This is a genomic window from Brevibacterium zhoupengii (assembly GCF_021117425.1).
GTDB classification, from domain to species: domain Bacteria; phylum Actinomycetota; class Actinomycetes; order Actinomycetales; family Brevibacteriaceae; genus Brevibacterium; species Brevibacterium zhoupengii.
On the sequence record NZ_CP088298.1, the window covers coordinates 694,828 to 716,765 of the forward strand.

Below are 21,938 nucleotides of genomic sequence, written 5' to 3' on the forward strand. Positions count from 1 at the left end.
CTGTCCCTGCCAGGAAATCGAAGCGTTGAAAACGCCCAGGACGTCGAGTCACAGGGTCACCGGGCAGAAGCGTTCCGAGCTTGTCTATGGGCGGTGCTGTGACTTCCTCAGTCTCAACCATGTGCCGTTGAGTGGAATGTAGCGAGCTCCGGGTCCGCCCATGTGGACTTGCCGTAGAACCGGGTCAGACGACGGATCAGCGATCGGCACACGGCTTGGTCTTCTGGTGCGACGAAATCGAGCTTCTTCACGAACCACCCCTTGACGAAGGGCTCGAGCCGTTTCGCGTTGTAGTCCTCAAGCAGGCCCACGTCCCGTAGCCAGGTGGCACGGTGCTCTTCCAACGGCAGATACTTCTCGTAGAAGCGGGGCCCGATGGCGTTGACCGTCGAGTTCGTCACTGCTGCGTAGTAGGTGTGGATGGCCGTGTTCGTCAGGCCGATTCGACTGGCATGGAAGAGCATCTGCTGGAAGAAGTAGGAATCCTGCCCGACAGCACCGACCGGCTGGTAGATGCCCAGACCCTTGAGCCACCGGGTATCGGCGACAAGGGCTTGGATGCTCATCGGCTGGAACTTCACTCGGGAGAGAGCATTGTCGCCCAGCTCCCCGTCCTCGCCGACGACGGGACGCAGGATCGGCGCGTTCTTCACTGTGATGCGTTTGTCCTTGAACCGGACCATGTTGCCGATCGCGAACTGATACTCGTTGTCCTTGACCATCTCGAGGAGCTCGGCGAAGCCGTCGTTCGTCTGCTCGTTATCGGGGTCGAGATACGTCACATACGGGGTGCGAGTGAGTTCGAGACCTTTGTTCCGCGGTCGAGAGGCACTTCCGGACCCACCGGGCGGGAACCGGTGCACGCGAACGTTGGGATAGGCGCAATCAAGTTCGTCGAGGATCGCCACAGTCTCCAGATCGGTCGACCCATCATCGATGAGGAGCACCTCGGCGCGATCGAAGATCGAGGACCTGCGCAGAGACTCGAAGCATTTGAACTTCAGGTGCGGGCCGTTGTTGTACACCGGTACGACGACACTGATCTCAGGCTCGGCCGTGACAGTGCTGGACTCGACGCGCTCAGCCGTGAGATCGGAGGCAATGGCCAAGGTCGTACGGTGCCCATCAGCAACCTCGCCGAGGCGGGTCCCCGGCTGTGCCCACACGGCCCGAATCTGCTGGTAGGCTTCGTCGGTCGTGGACCGTTCCGTGGGCTCGACGTATTCAAAGAGATCGTCTGAGGTGTCGACCGGTCGCACGAGAACCTCGTCGACGTCTGAATACCGGAACGCATTGACCACGTCCTGGACCAGGTGCGGGCCTGCCGACAGGCTTCCTGCCAGATCAAGTACGACGTCCCCATCGATTCCTGCGACCTGGCTGCCGCCCATGGCGGCGAGCAGCGCCAAAGGACCCGCATAGGTCTGGCTCGCGCGGAACTCGTCGAACTCCTGCGCGGAGAGGCCCGCGACGTAGACGGTGTGCTCGGCTGCACCGGTGCTCAGTCCCATCGCCTCGGCGATCGTATCGATCCGGTCGAAAGCCGTGTTGTCGGTGAACGCATGCCGGATGCCTGCGACCTGTGCCTGCCGGATGCTCGACTGAGTCAGTGCCTGATAGGTCTGCTTCATGTCGAGGACGCTGTCGGGAATGCACACCTGCGGGTGGAGCGAATTCATGCCAGCGTTGTAGTTGGACACGACGAAGGTGCCCATCGCCTGGAGCTCGATGACACGGTTGGCGTACATGCTCTGGCTGGCAGCGACCGAGTTGAGATTGATGCTCACCGGCAGCAGCCGCTGGAGGCCCAATAGCACCTCATGATCGAGCGGGCGGTGCAGATGCGGAAGATAGCGCTCAGGGAAGAGGTAGCGTTCGGGGTTCGCGAAGCGCTCCTCGTCCAGTTCCAGATTCCGGTCGACGATCGTGAGATCAGCCCCGGCTTCGAGGAGCCCGTCGAAGATCCGCAGGGCGGCAGATTTGCGCTCAGGGTATTTGTGTTCCAGCCAAGAGCCAGCGAACACGAACTCTCGTCCCTGATGGCGCATGCTGCCCAGCGGATTGTGGTGGACGAAGTTGACCGCGAAGGGCAACACGGATACAGGCACTTCTGGACTGAGGTAGCTGCGGTATTTGGGAACGCATTCGACCGCGCTCGTAAACACGTGATCGGCCAGCTTTGCCAACGATGCGAAACGCGCGTAGTTCGGGGGATCCTCTTTCGAGTAGAACGCAATCGGGATTCCGTGTTCCCGGGCCAGAGGCACGATTGACGTCTCCAGCGCATGCCTGGCCGGTGAACCGGACAGTGCGACGTTGAACCATTCGTCGTCAAGCCCACGCCATGCTGAGGTGATGAGCAGAAGGTCAAGATCCGCAATCTGCTCTTCACCGCTCTCGGGGTCGAGCGGCACGAAGCGTGCTGCATCTTTGAGCGAGTCGTAGAGGAAACGGTCGGCGATGATGCCGATGCGCAGATTGCGTCGGGTGTCCCAACGTTGACCGGTGACGACAGGCAGCTTCTGCGACTCGGCGATGAGGCCCGAGATCTTGTCTTCGACCGGGGCTGCGAAGGACGAGTAGCGCTCGAGGTATTCGGCCCTGGTCCTCGCCTGCTCCAGGTACGGGTGGTGACCGAGCAGTCCGTCGAGGAAATAGCCGGAGATCGTGTGCTCGTGGAGGGCCTTCTGCCGGGTCCGCAGCGACTTGAGCTCCTGGACTCGCTGCCCGATCTGATCCTGTCTGCGCTTGACCTCGGAGTCCTTCACTTGACGGACCCTTCGAGGCGAGTGCCGTTGCCGTTGGGGCGACGCAGTCTCCAATAGGCTCGCTGGACCCGCATGGCCTTGGACTCGAGGAGGCGCTCCAGGCGTTCCGTCACCGAGGCGAGCTTCGCGTCTCGTTTCGCCACTACGGCCTTCAGTCGAGCGATCTCCTTCTCACGCTTGCGGATGCCACCGAGCAGCTTCGACTCACGATCGTATGCCGTGATGAGTTCCTGTGTGAGATCAACGTTCGACTTCGACGCTTCATCGACGATTGCGGCGACATTGCGTCGGATGACGTCGACACCCTCGGTTTCCTTCGTAGCGATTTTCAAGTGGGCTCCAGGTTCGCTTCCACTGCGGATTCTTCACAGCTCTCAGCCACGCTACTGGCGGAAACCAGGCGACAGTGCTGGTTTCATCAACAGTTCACTCTCCACTCATGAAGAGTTCCCCGGCACCCCTAGGCAAGTGCTCGAGAAGGCTCAGAAGCAGTAGTGCCCCTTCGCGTATCCGAATGCGTGGACATCCCCATTGGCCAGCAGCAGGTTGTCCTCGACAGTCCAGGTGTGCGAGTGCGATCCCCGGACCTGGACGAAGTTGAAGCGATCGGCCGAGTAGATTCTGGCGCCGGCCGTGATGAGTCGCTTCTGCAGGTCTGTGTCCTCGCCCAGGGTGCGCTCGGCGAACTGGTGTTCCAGAAGCGTCGACTTCCATGCCATCAGGGTCGGACCCATGACAAGGTCTGTGAATCTGTGCTCCCGCTCCGGGAACCGGCAGATGACGATGTCGCTGCCGCGCATGTGCAGGTAGTGCGCCTGTTTTCCGACAAGGTCGGCGGCGGAATATCGCAGCGCGGCCAGTTGGTCGCTCAGGTAGTGGGCGCCGTAGACATCGTCATCGTCCATCTTCGCGATGACATCTCCCGAGGCGGCAGCGATGCCCCGATTGAGACAGACTCCCAGCGGTTGGTCGTCTCCGACCTCGACGATCTGCAGGTTCTCGATCCCGAGATTCTGCGCCCGTACCCGAAGGTCGGCGGGAGCATCGAAACCATGTGTGACGAGCACGAGCTCCGTGTCTCCGTGCACCTGAGAAGCGTGTGTGGTCAGCACCTCGCCGAGGTGGTCCGGACGGTTCGTCGACACCACCGCCGACACGGAGGTTGGGAAGGGCCGCTCGTAGTCGACTCCAAGTGAGTCCATGACAGTCATCGCCCGGTGAGAGTAGGTGTGCTCGGCCCAGATCCGCCGCTGCGCCAGATGCACGGAACGATCCCGAAGTTCGGGGCTGCGGACATAGGCTCGCAGCGTCCACTCCGCCTCTTCAGAAGTCTCCGGCTGGGGGACTTCCGCAGTGGGGAAGAACTCCCTGGTCGCTGTACTGGGAGTCGTCACGACAGGGGTCCCGGCAGCAGAGATCTCGAAGATACGCCGGGCGCACATGCTGGGAGAGTCGACCACCGAATTCACATTGAGAAATACCTTGAAGTGCTTGTAGGCGGTGAGCAGGTTCCGATACGGGAGACCACCCACAACTCGGTCAGCCAAGCTGCCGGGGAACTGATAGCGCTCGTCGTCACCGAGGAATCGGGAGAAGATCTCCAACCCGTGCTGCATCCGGCTCGAAACCGCTTCGGCCGCACCGAGAAGAAGATCCATCTGTTCCCGGCGCTCGGGATACTTGTGAGCAAAGTACATCCCGGCGAAGGCTATATCACGGGCCGCGAAGTTCCTGGCAGGTCTGGACGGGTTATGGATAGCGGGCTGGGCAGCGAACGGGAGCACGGCGACACGGTCGTGTCCCAGCCGTGCGCGGTATTCGGTGACGAGCCGGACATCGCTGGTGAACACAACGTCGACGAGTTTCGCCAGAGGGAGGAAGTCTTCGAAGTGCGGCGGATCTTCTTTGTTCCAGAACACGGTCGGCAGTCCTCGACGTCGGCATTCCGTGAGCAGCTCGACGATGTCAGGTCCTGGGCCGAAAGGGCCATTGAGTTTGAACTTCCAGTCACCGCCATTGCCGTTCCAGGCCGATTCGACGAAGACGAAGTCGAGGCCATCGAGTTGATTGGACCAGTCACTGCGAGTGAGTTCCGTGGTCGACCATTCGAAGCCAAAGCTCTGAGCTGAGAACTCGTCGAGGATGACACCGACACGGGTGTTTGCGAACACCGGGGTGCGATCGGGGACCGGCAGTGGAGGAAACAGCTCGGCCAGAACCTCTTCGGACAGCGATCCTGTGGCGATCTGTGGAGAGGCCTCTGCCGTGCTCTGAGCGACCGAGCGACGGCGGCTCCACGCCGACAGTTGGGACAACCCGCCTTTTCGCCAATGCCACAGTGCAGTTCTCAGGGTGTGAAGCGGCGTCGTGGCCAAAGTGCATTCCTCTTCTCGGAGACTCTCGCTCCGTTCAGCCATGCCGGCTTGCAATGGACCAGGACCCGCAACCGAATCTTAATGTTGGCCACACTACTTTTATGTCAGTTCTGTCATATTCAATAGTACAATCGGGGAGTTGGAAAGCGCTGGCTGCGGCCGCTGTGGCAAGGTCTGTTTCACAGATTCGCCCACCGAATCAGAGCGCGTGAGTCGAGTGAAATGAGAAATGTGGGAAGCAACTCCGGACCCATACATTCACGCACCCCTTTGGCCAAGGGCCTCTTCGCTTTCATCCTCTCAGTCACCGATGGAATTGTGTTCGCCTTCCTCGTCGTCGCGATGACCCTCGTTCGGTACGACTTCTACTTCGATCGGGTGAATTTCCCCGGGATGTTCGTGTGCGCGGGCATCGGCCTCGTCGTCTTTCTCATCTGCGGTCCTCTGGCTGTCTATCGTGGACGCTATCGCCGCGGCTCGACCGACCAGTTCGCGGCGATTGCCGGAACGGTGGCCCTGGGCGTGGGGATTATGTGGGTCGCCGAATTCGTCCTCGCTGACCGGTTGCTGATTCCCACCAGCGTGCCGATCGCGGCCGGAGCCATGATGCTCGTGGTCAAGAGCTTGGAGAACTGGATTCGCCGCAATCTGCGCCATCGGACGTTGACGTCCTCCGGCTCCTCTCGGCCGACCCTCGTCGTCGGGGCCGGCAGCCAGGGAACCCTGGCCCTCGACATGATCGCCCAGGACTCCCACGGCGAATACGCGGCTGTCGGGATGCTTGACGATGATCCGAGCAAGCGACATCTGCGCTACAACGGTATCCGCGTGCTCGGACCCATCTCAAGCATTGCGGATCAGGTTGACCGAACCGGGGCCAGCGTTGTGCTCATCGCCATCACCGACCTGCCTCCTGAGGAACTCCAAGCCATCGCTTCGAATCTCGAATCCAGGCCAGTCGAGATCAAGATCATGCCGAAGCTCGCGGTCTCCGACTACAACCGACCGGAACCAGACTCACTCGATGTGGCCGACCTGAGGCACCGCAATTTCCGAGACGTCAGTCTCGAAGATCTCATCGGACGCCAGCCGATCACGACAAACGTCGAGGACATCTCGTCTGCTATCACCGACCGCGTCGTCCTTGTCACCGGTGCCGGCGGATCCATCGGTTCCCAGCTGTGCAAACAGGTTGCCCGCTTCGCCCCAGCCCGAATCGTCATGACTGACCGGGACGAGTCCGGTCTGCACGCCACCCAGCTCGGACTCGAAGGCTCGGCGCTGCTGACCAGTGAAGACCTCGTGCTCGGTGACCTGCGAGACACCGCCTTCATCAATGCGCTCGTCGCTGAGGTCAAACCCGACATCATCTTCCACGCGGCAGCGCTCAAACATCTGACGTTCCTTGAACGCTTCCCGGAACAGGCCGTACGCACCAACGTCGGTGCCAGCCTCGACCTGCTCGACGCGGCGGTGGCCAACGACGTCGAATCCTTCGTCCACATCTCCACGGACAAAGCCGCTGGAGCCACCTCGGTGCTCGGACGCACGAAGTTCTCGATCGAACGGGCCGTCGCCTCTGTGGCAGCCGACTCGGGCCGGAAGTACATGTCCGTGCGCTTCGGCAATGTGCTCGGCTCCCGCGGATCGGTGCTGGAGACCTTCGTCGCTCAGGTTGCGGCAGGGGATCCCGTCACGGTCACAGACCCCGAAGTTACCCGCTATTTCATGACGGCCGATGAAGCCTGCGAACTTGTGCTGCAGGCTGCGGCCATCGGCCGCCCCGGCGAGACGCTCGTCCTCGACATGGGCGAACCGATCAAGATCAACGATCTGGCCAACCGCGTTATCGCACTCAGTGGGCGCTCCGACGCTCGTATCGTCTACACCGGACTGCGTCCAGGGGAGAAGCTGACCGAGGCGCTTCTGTCTCCAGGCGAGGAAGACGTGAGGCCTACCCATCCGCTCATCACCCAGGTGCCGATCACTCCGATCGACCTGGACGCGCTGAGAAGACTCGTCGACGCCTCCCGAGATGCCGGTGTCTATACTCGGCGAACACAGCTCGAAGAGGACCTCACCCATGTCCTTGCTCCGTCGCGGGAGCGCAAGCGTCCGGAGATCAGCGGTTCAGGTGATAGAGCTGAAGATGTCGGGACCCCCAGCTGATGGATCTGCAGTCGCTGGTGATCTTCGTCGTAGCCGCCGTCGTTACGACGCTCAGCGCTCTCGTCGCCTTTCCGCTGCTGCGTCGGGCGGGCGTCGTCGATGTGCCGTCCCACCGCTCATCCCATACACAGGCAACCGTGCGCGGCGGGGGAGTCGCCATCGGCTGCGGGATCACCGTGGCGACGGTCCTGGCGATGGTCTGGAGCGTCACCGAGCATGGCGTATTCGGTCTCGGCAGTCTCATGCTACCCCTCGGATTCCTGGTGCTGACCTGGTGCTATTCCGCTATCGGAATGAGCGACGACCTTGATTCGCTGCAGCCGGTCGGCCGTCTTCTCGGGCAGGTCATCCTCGCTGTCGTCTTCAGCGCCTGCATCGCTCTGTTCTCCACGCAGGGAATCGCTCACGTCCTCGTCTTCGCCGTCATCGGTGTCACGCTGGTCAACGCGGTGAACTTCGTCGACGGACTTAACGGCTATGTCGCGAGCTGGTCGATCGTCACCGGCGCGTGGTTCGCCTTCGTTGGGTACTACATCGATGAGAATGACCTCGCGCTTCTCTCCCTGGCGCTGGCCGGAGCCGCGGCCGGATTTCTGCCGTTCAACCTCGGTCGTGCAAAGGCCTTCTTGGGTGATACGGGAAGCTACGGCATCGGTGCTGCGGTCTTCGCCATCGCGGTGTGGATGTTCGTGATCGGTGTGCCGATCGTCGTCATCATCGCACCCATGATCTTCATCCTCTTCGACGTCGGGCTCACCCTCGTGCTGCGCCTGTTCAAGGGAGAGAACATCCTGCTTCCACACCGCCAGCACATCTACCAACGGATCCAACAGGCCGGCTGGTCACACGGAAACGTCTCCCTCTTCCACGCTTCGCTGAGTGTCCTCGCCTGTATTCTGGCCGTACCAACCCTGATCGCAGGAAACACTGCGGCAACCTATCCGTCTCATGTGTTCTGGGCAGTCCTTTTGGCCCTCTACGCACTATTGCCGATGTGGCTGAATAGACGTGAGACAGCAAAGGCGGTCACTGCATGAAGATCCTGCTTCTCAGTCACTATTATTATCCTGAGGTCGGTGCCCCCCAGCGACGATGGCGGATCCTTGTCGACCACCTCCGCGCCTCGGGACATCAGGTCATCACTGTCGCTCCGCATCCGCACTACCCGTATCCAGACCGAGCTGGATTCTTCGGATCCGGAGTTGGCCGGGGCCGGCGTCGAGTCGAAGTCCGCCTTGGCGGAACCTGGGACACAGGCGTCGACGGCGAGCGGATCCTGCGCGTGCCTTATCTGCACAGCGGGGCATCTATGGCGCGGCAGGTGCTTGACCAGACAGTGTCGGCCACCGGCGCGATGTCCGCCGTCATTGACCGGCTCCGGGGCAAAGCGAAACCTGATGTCATCGTCTCCACGACTCCGGCCCTGCCGTTCCTCCTCACCGGGGACACCCTGTCCAGAGTCCTGGGCGTACCGCACATCGCCGAAGTGCGCGATGCCTGGCCCGACCTCATTTCGGAGATGAACCTGGTCACCGGTGCCGTAGGGAAGTACCTGCCGCGCACGCTCACACACCCACTCGAGCGCAGGTTCTTGCCGAATCTGCTCACCCGCGCGCAACGGCGCGCGGCGGTCGTGGTCGTGACCACAGAAGGTTTCAAACGTCGTCTGGAAGACCGTGGCGTCACTGCCGAAGTCGTGCGGAGCGGAGTCTCGCCTGCGGAGCTCGCCGGGGCTTCGGGCCTTACCGCAACGGGGGCGATCCCAATAATCTCGTCCGACGTTGAGGGACCCAGCCTCGTCTCTCCGAAGACTGCGAAGGCGAAGACGGGTCTCAATCTGCTCTATGTGGGCACAGTGGGTCGGTCACAGGACCTCGGCACCTCAATTCGTGCCCTGGCACGCACCGAGGGGGTGCGACTGCGCATCGTCGGCGATGGCGTCGACATTTCACACCTCACCGCAGTTGCTTCCGAAGCAGGCGTCTTCGTGGAGTTCTTTCCGCAGCATGCCGGAGTAGAACTCGCAGCCCACTGGGGCTGGGCAGATGCCGGACTCGTCAGCCTCAGCTCCCTCGAGTCCTACGAATACACTGTGCCGTCTAAGCTCTATTCGCTCATGGCACGCCAGATCCCGGTCCTCGGCGTGGTTGCGGGGGAGGCTGCCGACATCATCACCGACACTGCGGCTGGCGAAGTCGCTCGGCCAGGTGATGTCGACTCGGTGTCGACTGCGATGATGACGATGCGCAAGCGCATCGAAGCTGGAGACGCATTCGGCGCAAATCCGCCTGCCGGTCAAGAGCCTCGCGAATGGGTGATCCGGCACGCCTCCGCTGCGGCTATGGGCCACAGCTACGAGAGAATTCTTCAACAGGTGGTCGCATGAGCCTGCGCTTCCTCGCTCGTCAGATCGTCAACGTGGCTGTCACTGCCACAGCACATATCAACGATGATCGCGTCTTCTTCGGCATGCAGCTTGCCCGACGTTTGCCCGGCCCTGCCTCGCGTTTCGTCGGTCGAGCATTCGGCACAGTACCCGGGGACGCCGGCAAAGCCGCTTCAGCATGGCTGCTGGGTCGAGAGTCAAAAGCCAAGGATCTAGTCTCGACATCGCTGACGCCGTCGCGACTGCTCGGTGAGATTGCGCTCAACCTCGGTCTGCTGAGCGAAGCGGAAAGAATTGCGGCGGCACTGCCGGACGCTTCCGCGCTGACTTCGCGGATACTTTGGGCACAGGGGCGAATCGACGGGGCAATCGACGCCCTTCCTGTCAACGCTCGACGACGGGCACGACTTGTCGACGAGCGGCTCTGTCTTCAGCCGGGGTGGTGGCCGACGGTGAATGAACTCGTCGTCGCCCGACCGGTTCGCGCGGCGGAACCAGACGAGAATTCCCATCCGACGTCCCTGCACGTGCTGACGAACTCTCTGCCCCATACCCGCTCCGGCTACGCCTACCGGTCACATGCTGTTCTCACCACATTGCAGAACGCGGGGCACAGCGTGGCTGCTGTGACGCGACCGTCGTATCCGGTGACGATTGGACGGTTCAGCTCGGGACCCGTCGAGACTATCGAAGGAATCGACTACCTGCGACAGATCCCGCTGCGTCCGCTACCCACCCCCACCGCACGATTGAGCGATCAGGCAAGTTGGATCGCGGCTCAGGCACAGGAGCGAGACGCGCAGATCCTTCACACCACAACGCACTACGTCAATGGACTCGCCACCGGAGTTGCCGCACGGAGCATCGGCGCGTCGTGGGTCTACGAGGTTCGCGGGGTTCTGGAAGAGACATGGGCCGCGGCCGGGGACAGCACTGAGGAACGCGCCGCGCGACGTAAAAGCCAGCGATTCACACTGATGCGGGCCAAAGAGATCGAAGTCGCGATGGCTGCTGACGCTGTCATCACCTTGGGAGAGTCCATGCGCGACCACCTCATCGAAGGTGGGGTCCCAACGGAGAAGATCACGCTCATACCGAACTCTGTGTCTGAGGCTGTGGTGGATGCGGATACATCACGAGCCCCCGCCGAGGTGCGTGCCGGGCTCGGACTGCCAACGGACGGCATCTGGGTCGGAACTGCGGCCTCCATTGTTGGATACGAAGGCCTCGATGATCTTGTCGATGCTGTCATCCTGGCACGCGTTCAGGGCACTGATCTTCGGCTCCTCATCGCTGGTGACGGTGTAGCACTGCCCGAATTGCGTGAGCGTGCCGCTGTCCTCGGTGAGAACGTGGTCTTTACCGGGCGGGTGTCCCAGACTGAAGCGATCGAGTACCAGCTCGGTCTCGACGCTATAGTCGTCCCTCGGAAGAATGAGCCCGTGTGCCGACTCGTCACGCCGATCAAGCCGATCGAGGCGATGGGCTTGGGTCGTCCAGTCGTGACATGCGACCTGCCGGCATTGAACGAACTTGTCCCGGAGTCAGCAGGACTGCGAGTTGCCACGGGCAACCCAGATGACTTGGCTGGAGTGCTCTCAGAACTGGCGTGTGACGATAGTGCGAGAATCAGACTTGGAAAGAACGGGCGTGACCACGTCCTTGCAACACGGAGGTGGAAGGACATCGGCCAGCGATATAGTCAGGTCTATTCTCGGCTTATGGAGGTGGGTGCCAAGTGAGTGAGACGAATAATCCGCTCGGGTTGAGCACGATCCCTTCTGTCTCGAGCGAGGGCCTCGTCCCCGTAGGCAAACGAACCAGCCTGCGCAGCTACCTGGCAGCCCTGTGGAACCGTCGCCACTTCATCATCGCGGAGTCCCGGGCCAAGATGAGCAGCTCGACGAGGAAGAACCTCCTCGGCTACGGCTGGCTGTTCCTCAACCCATTATTGTCGGTGCTGGCGTTCTGGTTCATCTTCGGCTTCATCCTCCAATCGTCACGAGGAATTGATAACTTCATCGGCTACTTAGTAATCGGTGTCTTCTTCTTTCAGTACACGGGTAAGAGCATGACTGGCGGAACCAATTCGATTCGCTCCGGTGCTTCGATGATCAAAGGATTTCAATTTCCGCGAGCAGCATTGCCGATTTCAACGGTGGTTCGCAATTTCCTGGATTTCATCCCCAGCGTCGTCGTCATGATCCTCCTCATCGCAGTCATTGAACCGACCGAGGTGATCACCTGGCGAGTGCTTCTCATTGTTCCAATCATCGCTCTGCAGACGATCTTCAACGTCGGCCTGGCCTGCCTGCTCGCCAGAGTGGGGCATAAAATCCCTGACTTAAGCAATTTCATGTCAATCATCAGCAGGTTCTGGCTTTACGGTTCCGGGGTGTTCTTCTCTATTGAGGATCGGTTGGACAATCACCCCGCAATTTTGGCAGCGATGCAGTTCAACCCAATGCATTCGTACCTGACCTTGACCAGGAATTCTCTGCTCTATGGTGTCGATTCGCCGGCTTGGATGTGGGCGATGGGGATCGTATGGGCATTTGGTCTGCTTGTTGTCGGGTTCCTCTTCTTCTGGCGAGGGGAGGAGAGCTATGGCCGCCTCTGATCTCAATGCTCCGAATATCATCGCGGAGAACGTGCAGGTTCGCTATACAGTCAACACCAATGATCCAAGCCACAGGTCGAAAGGGCTACGGCGATTGGGTCAAGCTGCTCTCGGCCGTCAGAACCAAACAACGGTGCGTGCCCTGCGCGGAGTCAACCTCGTCGCACGCGAAGGTGAAATGGTCGGCATCGTCGGCGCGAATGGTTCCGGCAAATCAACGTTCCTGCGAAATATTGCAGGTGTAGAACAACCAGACCGCGGACGGATCCTGGTGCGTTATCAGCCGCTCCTTCTTGGAGTCAGCGCTGCACTTCAACCTGGACTGTCGGGCAGTGAGAATGTTCGACTGGGCTGCCTTGCCATGGGGCTCTCTCCGGATGAAGCTGTCGAGGCCTACGACTACGTTGTTGAGCTCTCTGCCTTGGGATCAGCAATTCATCGGCCAATGGGAACATACTCGTCTGGCATGGGAGCACGACTGCGATTCGCGATCGCTCTAGCTGCACGACCAAAGATCCTTCTTGTCGATGAAGCTCTGTCGACTGGCGATGCAACCTTCGCCGAGCGCAGTGAACGTGCCATGGATGAGCTTTTGGCCGAGGCCGGCACCATGCTGCTGGTCAACCACGCAGCAAAAGTGATCCAAGAGCTGTGCACACGTGCGGTGTGGATGCACAAGGGCGAAATCCTCATGGATGGTCCGGCCGAAGCTGTGGCGGAGAGGTACCGCTGGTGGGCATGGAACGTGGCCAAGGGCAAGGAAGATATCGCAGACAAGCTGCTTCACGATGTCGTCAGAAACGCGGTCAGCGATGAGATCAATATTCTTGAACCGGAACTGATCAAAGACCCGATCCCACGTCATGCTGCCCGCAGCTCCAAGGTGAAGCCCGCAAAGAACGCTCGCCACGTCAAACGTCAGACTCACGTCGAAGAAATCGAAGCGACGGAAGAACCACTCTTGGCCGCAGCTGAGTCACAGGTGTGGACGGAGAAGATCGACGTCGAACAACTGCCCCCCGCGAAATTTCCAGTCCTGCCCAAACCGGCGTCGGAGGCAGTCAGTGCGCCACGAATCCACGACGAGCCACCGCCTCTGCGGTTGCGTCCAAGCAATAAAAGAGTTGTCCTCCGCGCGGCGGATCCGAAGGACAGAGCCTCATCAGTGGCGGCATCAGACGACCTCACGGGGCGACGCCTCGAATCCAGGGCACGCAAGATTGCTGATGAACGTTATCTCGAGCGTCAGAAACTGAGGGAGACGACCGACTCGATTGCTCAGGATTCACACACATGAATATTGCGATCTTTGGCTCGTGTGTCAGCCGTGACACCTGTGAGTACATTCCTGAGTCGAATGTGGTTGCCTATGTCGCACGACATTCGGTGACGAGCCTTGAGTCACCGCACGGTACCAAGGGTGTGGACATCAGCGGACTCGATTCTGCGTTCCAGAAGCGGATGGTGACTAGCGATCTCAATGGGAACGGTGTCGCCAGAATAGTCAAGAATGCAGAGGGCCTTGACCTCGTCCTCATTGACCTTGTTGATGAACGGCGAGGATTTTGGTTGTTTCGTGACGGAACGACCATAACAAACTCGCTCGAAGTCGAATCCAGCGGTGTGGCCCAGACTGCGCGCCAGGCAGGTGCGCGCTTGGTGGAATTCGGTACAAACGAGCATTTTGAGGCATGGAAGTCCGGGTTCGACAAGCTCAGAGCAGGTCTCGAGAAAGCAGGGTTGTGGGAAAAGACTGTGCTGCTCGATATCGAATGGGCGGGTGCAGTCAATGGTGCACAACATCCCCAGAATGATCGCATCGCAAAGATTGGCCGCCAATGGCGGAAGCTCCAGCGGGGTACTCGAAACGCGGGCCGGGTCCTTTCCCGAGGGCAAGGTATCGGCGAAGCCTGGACAAGCCTGCGAACCGTCAAGCCAACGGAGGCCGAAGACTATGCTGACAGAGCTCTAACCGCTAACTCCAACTACATCAGGTATCGTAGAAAAGCACGCTCGCAGGCAGTAGCCTCAGTGGTGAGGTCAAGCAGCGAAGTCCGAATCGACAAGAGCCATAAATGGGGCCCACAGCCGTTCCACTATCGGGAGGCCGACTACCTTTCGATCGTCGGCAGTATTGTCGGACATGTGAAGGAGTTCGGCGGTGAGCACCATTGACTGAGCAACCGTGGCGAAAGGCACTGTGGCATCTGAGGCACGGCGGGCTTAATGGTCTCAAACAGTATTCGCAGAAAGCCAGATCTACGGCAAGATCTTCAACACCACCGGCTACTCGTAGGTCTTCCGCGGACGAAACTCCAACTCTCAGCGTGGTCGTTCCCGCGTTCAACGCAGAGGACTTCATCGACCGATGTCTAGGAAGCATTCTCGAGCAGAAGAACATAGTTCTTGAGGTAGTCGTGGTCGACGACGGGTCAAAAGACGAAACTGCCCGAAAGGCGTGCGATATCTCTCGTGCGGATGATCGAGTATCGGTCATTACCATTGACAACGCAGGACCTGCTGCGGCCCGCAACCGAGGTATTGAGTCAGCGTCGGGTAAGTACCTGGCCTTCGTCGACGCCGATGACATTGCGCTGCCCGACGCTTATTCCACAATGGTTGACTCCCTGGAGCGCACAGGTTCTGATATTGCAACAGGTTCTTACGTCAGAATCGGGTCGACTGGCAGGACAAGACCGAAGGTAACGGCGCGAGTCCACGAGCGGCAGCGACTGGCAGTCCGTCTGGACGATATGCCGGAGCTGCTCGAAGAACCTGTCCTGTGGAACAAGGTTTATCGCCGTGACTTCTGGAATCGTCATGTTGGACAAATGACGAGCTTTGCCAATTACGAAGATCAGGAGCCAGTCTATCGCGCTCTAGTCGGAGCCGCTGCAATCGATGTTTTGACCAAAGATGTCTATGCTTGGCGACTCGCAGATGGTCGGAATACCCGCTCTCGTCGTAAGGCGAAGTTGACGGACCTCAACGCAAAACTTGAGGTGATTGAGGCTCTTGCACACACTTTGGAGCACGAGCCTGAAGGCGTCCGGGAACATGCATATGCTATCTGGGTCGGAACGGACCTTGGAATGCATGCCGAGTATCTGGATACCGCGTCCAAGCGATTCCGAAACACGCTCTGTACTGCGGCACATGATTTGAAGAAGGCAATGCCCCGTGGCGCGTGGAAGTTGATTCCCGCACAAATGAGGCTCTTGATGTGGGTGGTCGCCACCGGCCGAATCAGCGATATCGAAGAGATTCTGGGAACGTGGGCGGAAGAAACAACGGCGGTTCCACTTGAGCATGTCGAGGGGAACTGGGTCGTATCTCCAAGCTACGTCGCTAGGCTCACAACCAAGCTGCCGCCACGCCTGTTGAAAGCCCAGCTCATTGACCTTAGGCCAGTTGCCGTTGTGAGAAATGCTCGATGGGTAGACGATCGAAAGATCGAGCTTCAGGGATGTGCATATATCCCTGGTATCGATCCATCCGTACTCAAGGTGCGAATGCGGGGCACAATGGATGGTGCTACAGTCTTCGACTTGCCCGTCGAGCCGCGTAATGACAATCGAGTTGACTTGGATACCGGCGATCCATGGCGTAGCTATGAAACAGGCGGTTTCCGGATTCGCCTTGACATCAGTGATCTCGGAGACTTGTCTCCGCGCGGAATTGACCTCGTAGGATCATTCGAAACTTACGACGTTCATCTGTGTTCGCCAGCGACATCGACGACGGTGGTGGGCATGATCGCGCCCAGCCCGATACTTGGCAGCGAAAGACTAACCGTGGTCGCGGATGATCATGACCGACTTTCGATCCGTCCTGTGATCATGCCGAGAACACAGGTCGTTGCAGAGCGTGTGACACTACGAGGTGAATCGATCACGCTAACTCTAATGGGCCAACCGCAAATTCGCACTCTTGAGCTTGTTCATCAGGATTTAGTGATCCGACTGACAGCAGAAAACAAGTCGGACTTTACTGGTTACCTTCCATCTCCGCCTGATCAATATGAAGCCGGTGGCGAACGCATTTGGAAAGCCAGAGCACAACTATCCGATGGAACTACGACCGACGTATTTCACGAAGTGATCGACTACCTGCTGCCTAAAACGGACAGGGTCAGACCTGAACCTAATATGGCGGGCAGAGTTTGGCTCTCACAACGGTTTAAGCGAGTGAGTATCACCGGTGCCAGCAGTGACCGAGACCGGCTGCTGTTAACAGGGCGAATTGATCCACCAGAAAGATTGAGCGTCGTACTCAAATCATCGTCACAAACCATAGCTCCGGTTCTGTTCTCAATGCACGCTGACGGTTCTTTCACAGCTGTCTACAAGCTCACGAAGACAGGGACCGAAGGTGGAACCATAGCTGCAGTCTCTGGTGGGTATTATGTCCGTTTCGGCGAATCTTTTGACTCTTCCAACGGATGGGCTCGTGTGGCGGAGAAACTTGCAGTTCGGCCCGTAGACTGCTTCGCCGAATGGAACACTCTTCGAATCGAAGGCCGTAGTTCAAGCGCAGTTGCCATCACCGCTTCACCACCATGGTCACCGCGAGAGAGAACGAAATACGGACGATTTCAGTTGCGTAAGCAGGAATGGGGCCCGTTAACTAAAGCAATCGTTTTCGAGTCATACAATGGGAAATCCGCCAACGACAACCCACGCGCAATATTTGATGCAATCGTTGCCGAGCGACCTGACATCCCGCTCTACTGGTCGGTTCAGGACCGTCGGGTGGATGTTCCCGAAGGTGGAATTCCAATTGTCGAAGGGACCAAGGCATGGTACAAAGCCCTCGCTACTAGCCGTGTCTGGATCAATAACAGCAATTTTCCACATTACGTAAGTAAACGTCCCGGACAGTTCTACCTACAGACCTGGCATGGGACGCCGATCAAGAAGTTGTTATGGGATATACCTAGGCGACGTACGTCCTTGACCTACCGCAGAACCATGAAGCGCCAAGTGCCTCAATGGGATTTGTTACTGGCTCAATCCGAAAGCGCTTCGAGGAATCTATGTACAGGCCTCGGCTATGCCGGCGACGTTCAAGTCATGGAAGCTCCACGGAATACTCGAATCGGCGCCCTAGAGAACTCAACCAGTTCGATACGTTCCCGATTGGGCCTGAGGCAATCGGACAAAGTCGTTCTGTTTGCTCCGACTTGGAGAGAACGACATCGTAAAGGCAAGACGATGCGTTGGGATGAGTTCATTGATCCACAAGATCTAGCAGATGAGACTGGCACGAAGGTGATGGTCCGAGCCCACCACGTGAGTACGGTGAACCCCATGGAAAGTCACAATGTTCTGGATGTCTCAACCGAACCCCATGTCGAATCACTGCTGGTCGCAGCGGATATTCTAGTTACAGACTACTCTTCGATAGCCTACGATTTTGAACTTTTGAAACGACCAATAGTTCTTTTCGTCCCAGACCTCTCAGCATATAAAACCGAAAGAGGCCTCTACTCTGCGTTTCCGAGACGCGCGGTTGTTACAGATTCGATTCCCGAACTCGTCGCAGCTGTACAGGGACTGCATGTTGCGGCCAACTCGGACAGAGCATTTAATTCAAGCTATTCAGATTTAAATGTATTAATCGACCGTCTAATTAAATTAGCTTGCGAACAGCAAGATTAATAGGAAAGCTCACTGGTCAGTCGCCTGTATTTGATCTGCAAGACAATTCTCGCGCGAGTCTTTAGACAAACACACCGATCGTCAGATTGTCTTATGAGTTAGATAGTCCATCCGAGTACGCTGCTCAATCGTTCGACTACTCGTTTTGACGCATACCCATCGTCCAGACCTGCAAATCTATTAACGAACGCAGTATAGCGTTCCGTCGCGTCAACTGAAAACATTTCGTCAGATCTCAGAACGTCCAGCGCGTCTCCGGAGGACTGCACGATTGGGCCCGGGGCTATAGCTTCGAAATCTAGATAGAATCCGCGTACGGCATCACGATAGACTTCCATATCCGGACATAGGAAGACTATTGGGCGACCAGTGACTACATAGTCGAACATGATCGATGAATAGTCCGTGACAAGAATATCGGATGCAGCGATAAGGTCATTGATGTCTGAGTACCTGCTCGTGTCGATAACAGACGGGGGGAGCTTCTTCGGGCTAGCGTCGAGAGAATTTGAGTGACCGCGATATAGGATTGTCGAAGAACTTCCAAGTACCTTAGCGGCATTAGCAACATCAAGATAGTCAACCCTGCTGTAATGTCCTGATGGTTCTTTTAGGTCATCTCGCCAGGTAGGTGCGTACAAAATAACCCGCTGCTCCGGGCCGATGCCCAAACGGCGGCGAGTAGCGAGCCGAGCCGATGCAGACGCTGATGGACTGGCGAGTACGTCATTGCGCGGGTATCCGGCTTCTAACACGGTGCCGGAGTAGTCGAACGCCTCTCGAAGTATGTTGCCAGCCCATTCTGACTGAGCAAGTAACAGGTCCCAATGACTCTGTGACTCCAGTTGCATTAGTTTCCGGTAGCTAAGCGACAAGCTCTTGGGCGGGACATGATTTCCAATCTTCTTAAGCGGAGTGCCATGCCACGTCTGCAAATATACCTGATCCGGATGTTTGTGAAAGAAGTGAGGAAAATTGTTGTTGTTGACCAGGACTTTTGAGGTGCTTAATGCTGTGAACCATTCGCGGCTACCAAATATGACCTTTTGAGCACCGTTTGGAACTGCCGTCGTGGGGTTCCGTACCGTCCAAAGTCGCGTGGCACCGGGAAACTTGTGTGCAATCTCGGTGTCAATGGCAAGCGGGGAGTCGGCGACAGCGCTCCCGGCAAAGCTCTCGAACAGAACGGTGGACTCGTTGAACCCGCTACGCGGAGAAATGAAGACCGTGGAATTTGAGGCTTGATTCTTCCTTCCAAGTTCTGAGGCCGGATCAAGACGTTCAGATAGATCTATCCGAACGGAGCGGCTTCTTCCGATTGTGTTTATCGTTATCAAATTGGATGGGGTCAATATCTGCTGAGGATAAATATCCTCTAGAGAATAGGACGCGGCTATCCAAGCAGCGGCAGGGTGCGATTTTCCGGTTGCCAGGAGAACTTGGAGAATATAACTGTCATTCTGAATCGAACCAAATGTGGGAACATGCTTGGGGTCGGAGAGCTGAAACGCAACTTTGAATTTACGTTGACCATGGTCGATTTCAGCCGAATTCGGATGAACTATGCTGTGGGTTCCGACCAGAGCGAACGTGGGAGTCACGGACCTTGCTACCGCGGGCTCGAGAGTAAACGAACCCGTGACAGTTAGGGTGGTGCCGTCTTCGCTTATTCCTATACCTGTTGCGGTGGCGGCTTGCACCGGCCGATCCAGCACGGCGTATCCAAAGCCCGACATTCCTACAACGAAGTCCTGGTCCCGGCGCCTACTTGCTTGACCACGATTGATGGCAAGTGCCCACCGCATACCAGAGCTATTGACTATATGGAGGTCGAAGCGGTCAACGGATTTGGATGCCGAATACGTTCTGCAGGGTAAAGCCAGACAACCCTCGAGTCGATCATCGACGTCAACTATTGGCGCTTGTCCCGCTGCCTTTGAGTTTGCTGTCAGTTCGAGATACGCACCATCTCGCCATGCCGTTGACAGATCAACTCTAGAGTTGGAAAGTGGATCAATTTGAACAACAAGCTCGTTGTCGACTATTTCAATTCGGCTCGCAATTAGAGTTGGACGTAAGACCAGTACGCTCGTGTGTTGGCGGGGATCTCCTTGAAATGCAAGCCGAGCACCTCTGTCAGTAACTGACGACGCAGGCGGATACCCAGCAGATGAGTGAAGATCGCGTTTTAGGTTAGTCACAGTCCATGTGTACTCTCCCAAATGTAAATGGAACCGAAGTTCTAATTGAGGGCCCTGTGACGTCTCCAGGTCCGCCGCTAGGCTATCTACAACGAAACGAGGGATAGTAAGTATAAAACGGCGGTTCCGGTAGTCGTGATAATAACTGGAAAGATTTGGCGGTACCGGCCCGTCGCTGCTCGTTACCTCAAGCGTTGCTTCTACCGAACCGGTGGTGGGATCGAATAGATCAGCCGAATATCCACAGGGCGCGTCGAAATTGGGCAGGAAGCCGAAGCCAGTAAATACTATGTCGCCATTCGATGGTGACGCGTACGATTCAATCTGGACACGGGGCTCTATGCTCTGTGGCACGACCGTCTGGAGTTCAGTCGGTATAGAAAAATCGTGTCCGCCAATGTCTCCGACTGAGAAGTAGAGCAAGCCGTCTACGATTGTCCCTTTGTAAGCATTTCCCGTTCGTTCAAGATGTACGAGGAGCGCCTCCAATTCTTCGCGGCTTTTGTGTGAGACGTAGTACGTTAGTATCCGACGAACAGGGTCGATGGAACTAATCGCAGATTCCGGAGCTTCATCCCACAGGAGTGCTGTTCGCGTTGATAGCAGTTCAAAGAATTCGTCCGAGGCTCGCGGTACTTCGCGAATGTAAAAGTAAAGATCTTCGCCGAGGGTCTTCGCATACCAGTGGCTTATATAGGCGTCACCCGCATCATCGATAATATCGCGTACTTTAAATACGACATCTAGACGTTGCCTAAGGTCGTCTACACTGGTTTTTTGTTGGGTAATAGATGAGTTATCGTCGCGCAACCTCCAGTTATAACCAACATCTTTCAATACGTCGAGCTTGGCACCCCCGACAAAGAGTCTCGCGGTGCACTCTTGATCCTCATACAACGTTCCCTCAGGAAATCTCCCGACTAGTCGATTCCAAGTGGCTCGGCGGTAGACCTTGTTCCAAGCAAATACGTCCCACATGATTTCCGGAAACTCTTGGCCGGTAGTCGAATATCGATCCTTATCGTGTGCCAGATGCACCCAGAACGGCAGCCATTTATTCCTCTGATCAAATCTTGATACTGATCCTATGCAGACATCTGAGTTCGTAGCTTGCAACGAGCGCATTGCGCGTTCGTATGTGCCAGTCGGAACCGTGTCATCGGAGTCCACGAATGTAATGAATTCGCTTGAAGACTCGTCCAGGCCCCTGTTTCGGGCGGCTCCTAGACCCGCATTTGGCTGGTGGATCACCCTGACCCGCCTATGCCTTCGCGCATAATCGTCGGCCACTTGTCCGGTGTCATCTGTGGAACCATCGTTGATCACAAGCACGTCGAGGTTTGTAAAAGACTGCCCAAGAACCGAGTCCAAGCACGCCGGCAGGTACTCGGCGACGTTGTAGGCGGGGACAACGACCGTCAGCGTCGGACTGAGATCCCTAGTAGACGGAAGCGACTCTCGAGATATTTGGTGGCCGTAGACAGGGACACCGATCGTCTCGCGAAGCTTTTTGGAATCTACAATCCGGCCAAGCCCGAGATTGCGCATAGCTCGTGCCACAGAGGTCTTGGTAGTCATCGACGTGGTGCTCCAGTAGTTGTAGTGGTATCGGCAAGGAAATTTCGAAAAATTTCTCGCCAACAGTGTCTGAATTATGTTAGCAGTAGCGCCTTGAGCGAGATAGCTGATCTCGTCCGATCCGGAGTGGACTTCGGAGATTGAAAGTGGCTAGTCGAGTTAAACTGCGACTATCCCAGCA

Annotated in this window: 12 protein-coding genes; 8 read left to right on the forward strand and 4 right to left on the reverse strand. The window is 57.6% G+C overall.

Annotated features, from left to right (window positions below; translation table 11 throughout):
• Positions 1-113: 113 nt before the first annotated feature.
• The 3 genes from LQ788_RS03095 to LQ788_RS03105 form a co-directional block, all read right to left on the reverse strand.
• Positions 114-2,768 (reverse strand): glycosyltransferase family 2 protein, encoded by a 2,655-nt coding sequence (locus tag LQ788_RS03095; protein WP_231445178.1) that lies wholly within the window; start codon positions 2,766-2,768, stop codon positions 114-116.
• The gene (locus tag LQ788_RS03100) at positions 2,765-3,100 is read right to left on the reverse strand and encodes a hypothetical protein (protein WP_231445180.1); all 336 of its coding nucleotides are present in this window, start codon (positions 3,098-3,100) and stop codon (positions 2,765-2,767) included. Before LQ788_RS03100 ends, LQ788_RS03095 begins: the two co-directional genes overlap by 4 nt.
• Positions 3,101-3,250: 150 nt before the next feature.
• Complete coding sequence (locus LQ788_RS03105; protein WP_231445182.1) at positions 3,251-5,143, reverse strand: glycosyltransferase family protein; 1,893 nt, start codon at positions 5,141-5,143, stop codon at positions 3,251-3,253.
• A 231-nt stretch (positions 5,144-5,374) separates the two neighbouring features.
• On the opposite strand from LQ788_RS03105, the gene LQ788_RS03110 reads away from it, so the two are divergent.
• The 8 genes from LQ788_RS03110 to LQ788_RS03145 all read left to right on the forward strand — a co-directional run bounded on the left by LQ788_RS03110 (position 5,375) and on the right by LQ788_RS03145 (position 17,978).
• Complete coding sequence (locus tag LQ788_RS03110; protein ID WP_231445184.1) at positions 5,375-7,312, forward strand: nucleoside-diphosphate sugar epimerase/dehydratase; 1,938 nt, start codon at positions 5,375-5,377, stop codon at positions 7,310-7,312.
• A complete protein-coding gene (locus LQ788_RS03115; protein ID WP_231445186.1) occupies positions 7,312-8,349 on the forward strand; it encodes an MraY family glycosyltransferase in 1,038 nt (345 codons plus the stop codon). The genes LQ788_RS03110 and LQ788_RS03115 overlap by 1 nt, the downstream gene beginning before the upstream one ends.
• Positions 8,346-9,698, forward strand: coding sequence for a glycosyltransferase family 4 protein (locus tag LQ788_RS03120; RefSeq protein ID WP_231445188.1), 1,353 nt, complete (start codon positions 8,346-8,348; stop codon positions 9,696-9,698). The genes LQ788_RS03115 and LQ788_RS03120 overlap by 4 nt, the downstream gene beginning before the upstream one ends.
• Positions 9,695-11,440 (forward strand): glycosyltransferase family 4 protein, encoded by a 1,746-nt coding sequence (locus tag LQ788_RS03125; protein WP_231445190.1) that lies wholly within the window; start codon positions 9,695-9,697, stop codon positions 11,438-11,440. The genes LQ788_RS03120 and LQ788_RS03125 overlap by 4 nt, the downstream gene beginning before the upstream one ends.
• Positions 11,437-12,318, forward strand: coding sequence for an ABC transporter permease (locus LQ788_RS03130; protein ID WP_231445192.1), 882 nt, complete (start codon positions 11,437-11,439; stop codon positions 12,316-12,318). Before LQ788_RS03125 ends, LQ788_RS03130 begins: the two co-directional genes overlap by 4 nt.
• Complete coding sequence (locus tag LQ788_RS03135; RefSeq protein WP_231445194.1) at positions 12,305-13,615, forward strand: ABC transporter ATP-binding protein; 1,311 nt, start codon at positions 12,305-12,307, stop codon at positions 13,613-13,615. Before LQ788_RS03130 ends, LQ788_RS03135 begins: the two co-directional genes overlap by 14 nt.
• Positions 13,612-14,493, forward strand: coding sequence for a DUF6270 domain-containing protein (locus LQ788_RS03140; protein ID WP_231445196.1), 882 nt, complete (start codon positions 13,612-13,614; stop codon positions 14,491-14,493). The genes LQ788_RS03135 and LQ788_RS03140 overlap by 4 nt, the downstream gene beginning before the upstream one ends.
• Before the next feature lie 152 nt (positions 14,494-14,645).
• Entirely contained in the window at positions 14,646-17,978 is a 3,333-nt protein-coding gene (locus LQ788_RS03145) for a bifunctional glycosyltransferase/CDP-glycerol:glycerophosphate glycerophosphotransferase (protein ID WP_231445198.1), read from the forward strand.
• 98 nt (positions 17,979-18,076) lie between these two features.
• On the opposite strand, the gene LQ788_RS03150 is transcribed toward LQ788_RS03145, so the two are convergent.
• Complete coding sequence (locus tag LQ788_RS03150; protein ID WP_231445200.1) at positions 18,077-21,757, reverse strand: bifunctional glycosyltransferase/CDP-glycerol:glycerophosphate glycerophosphotransferase; 3,681 nt, start codon at positions 21,755-21,757, stop codon at positions 18,077-18,079.
• Positions 21,758-21,938 lie beyond the last annotated feature (181 nt).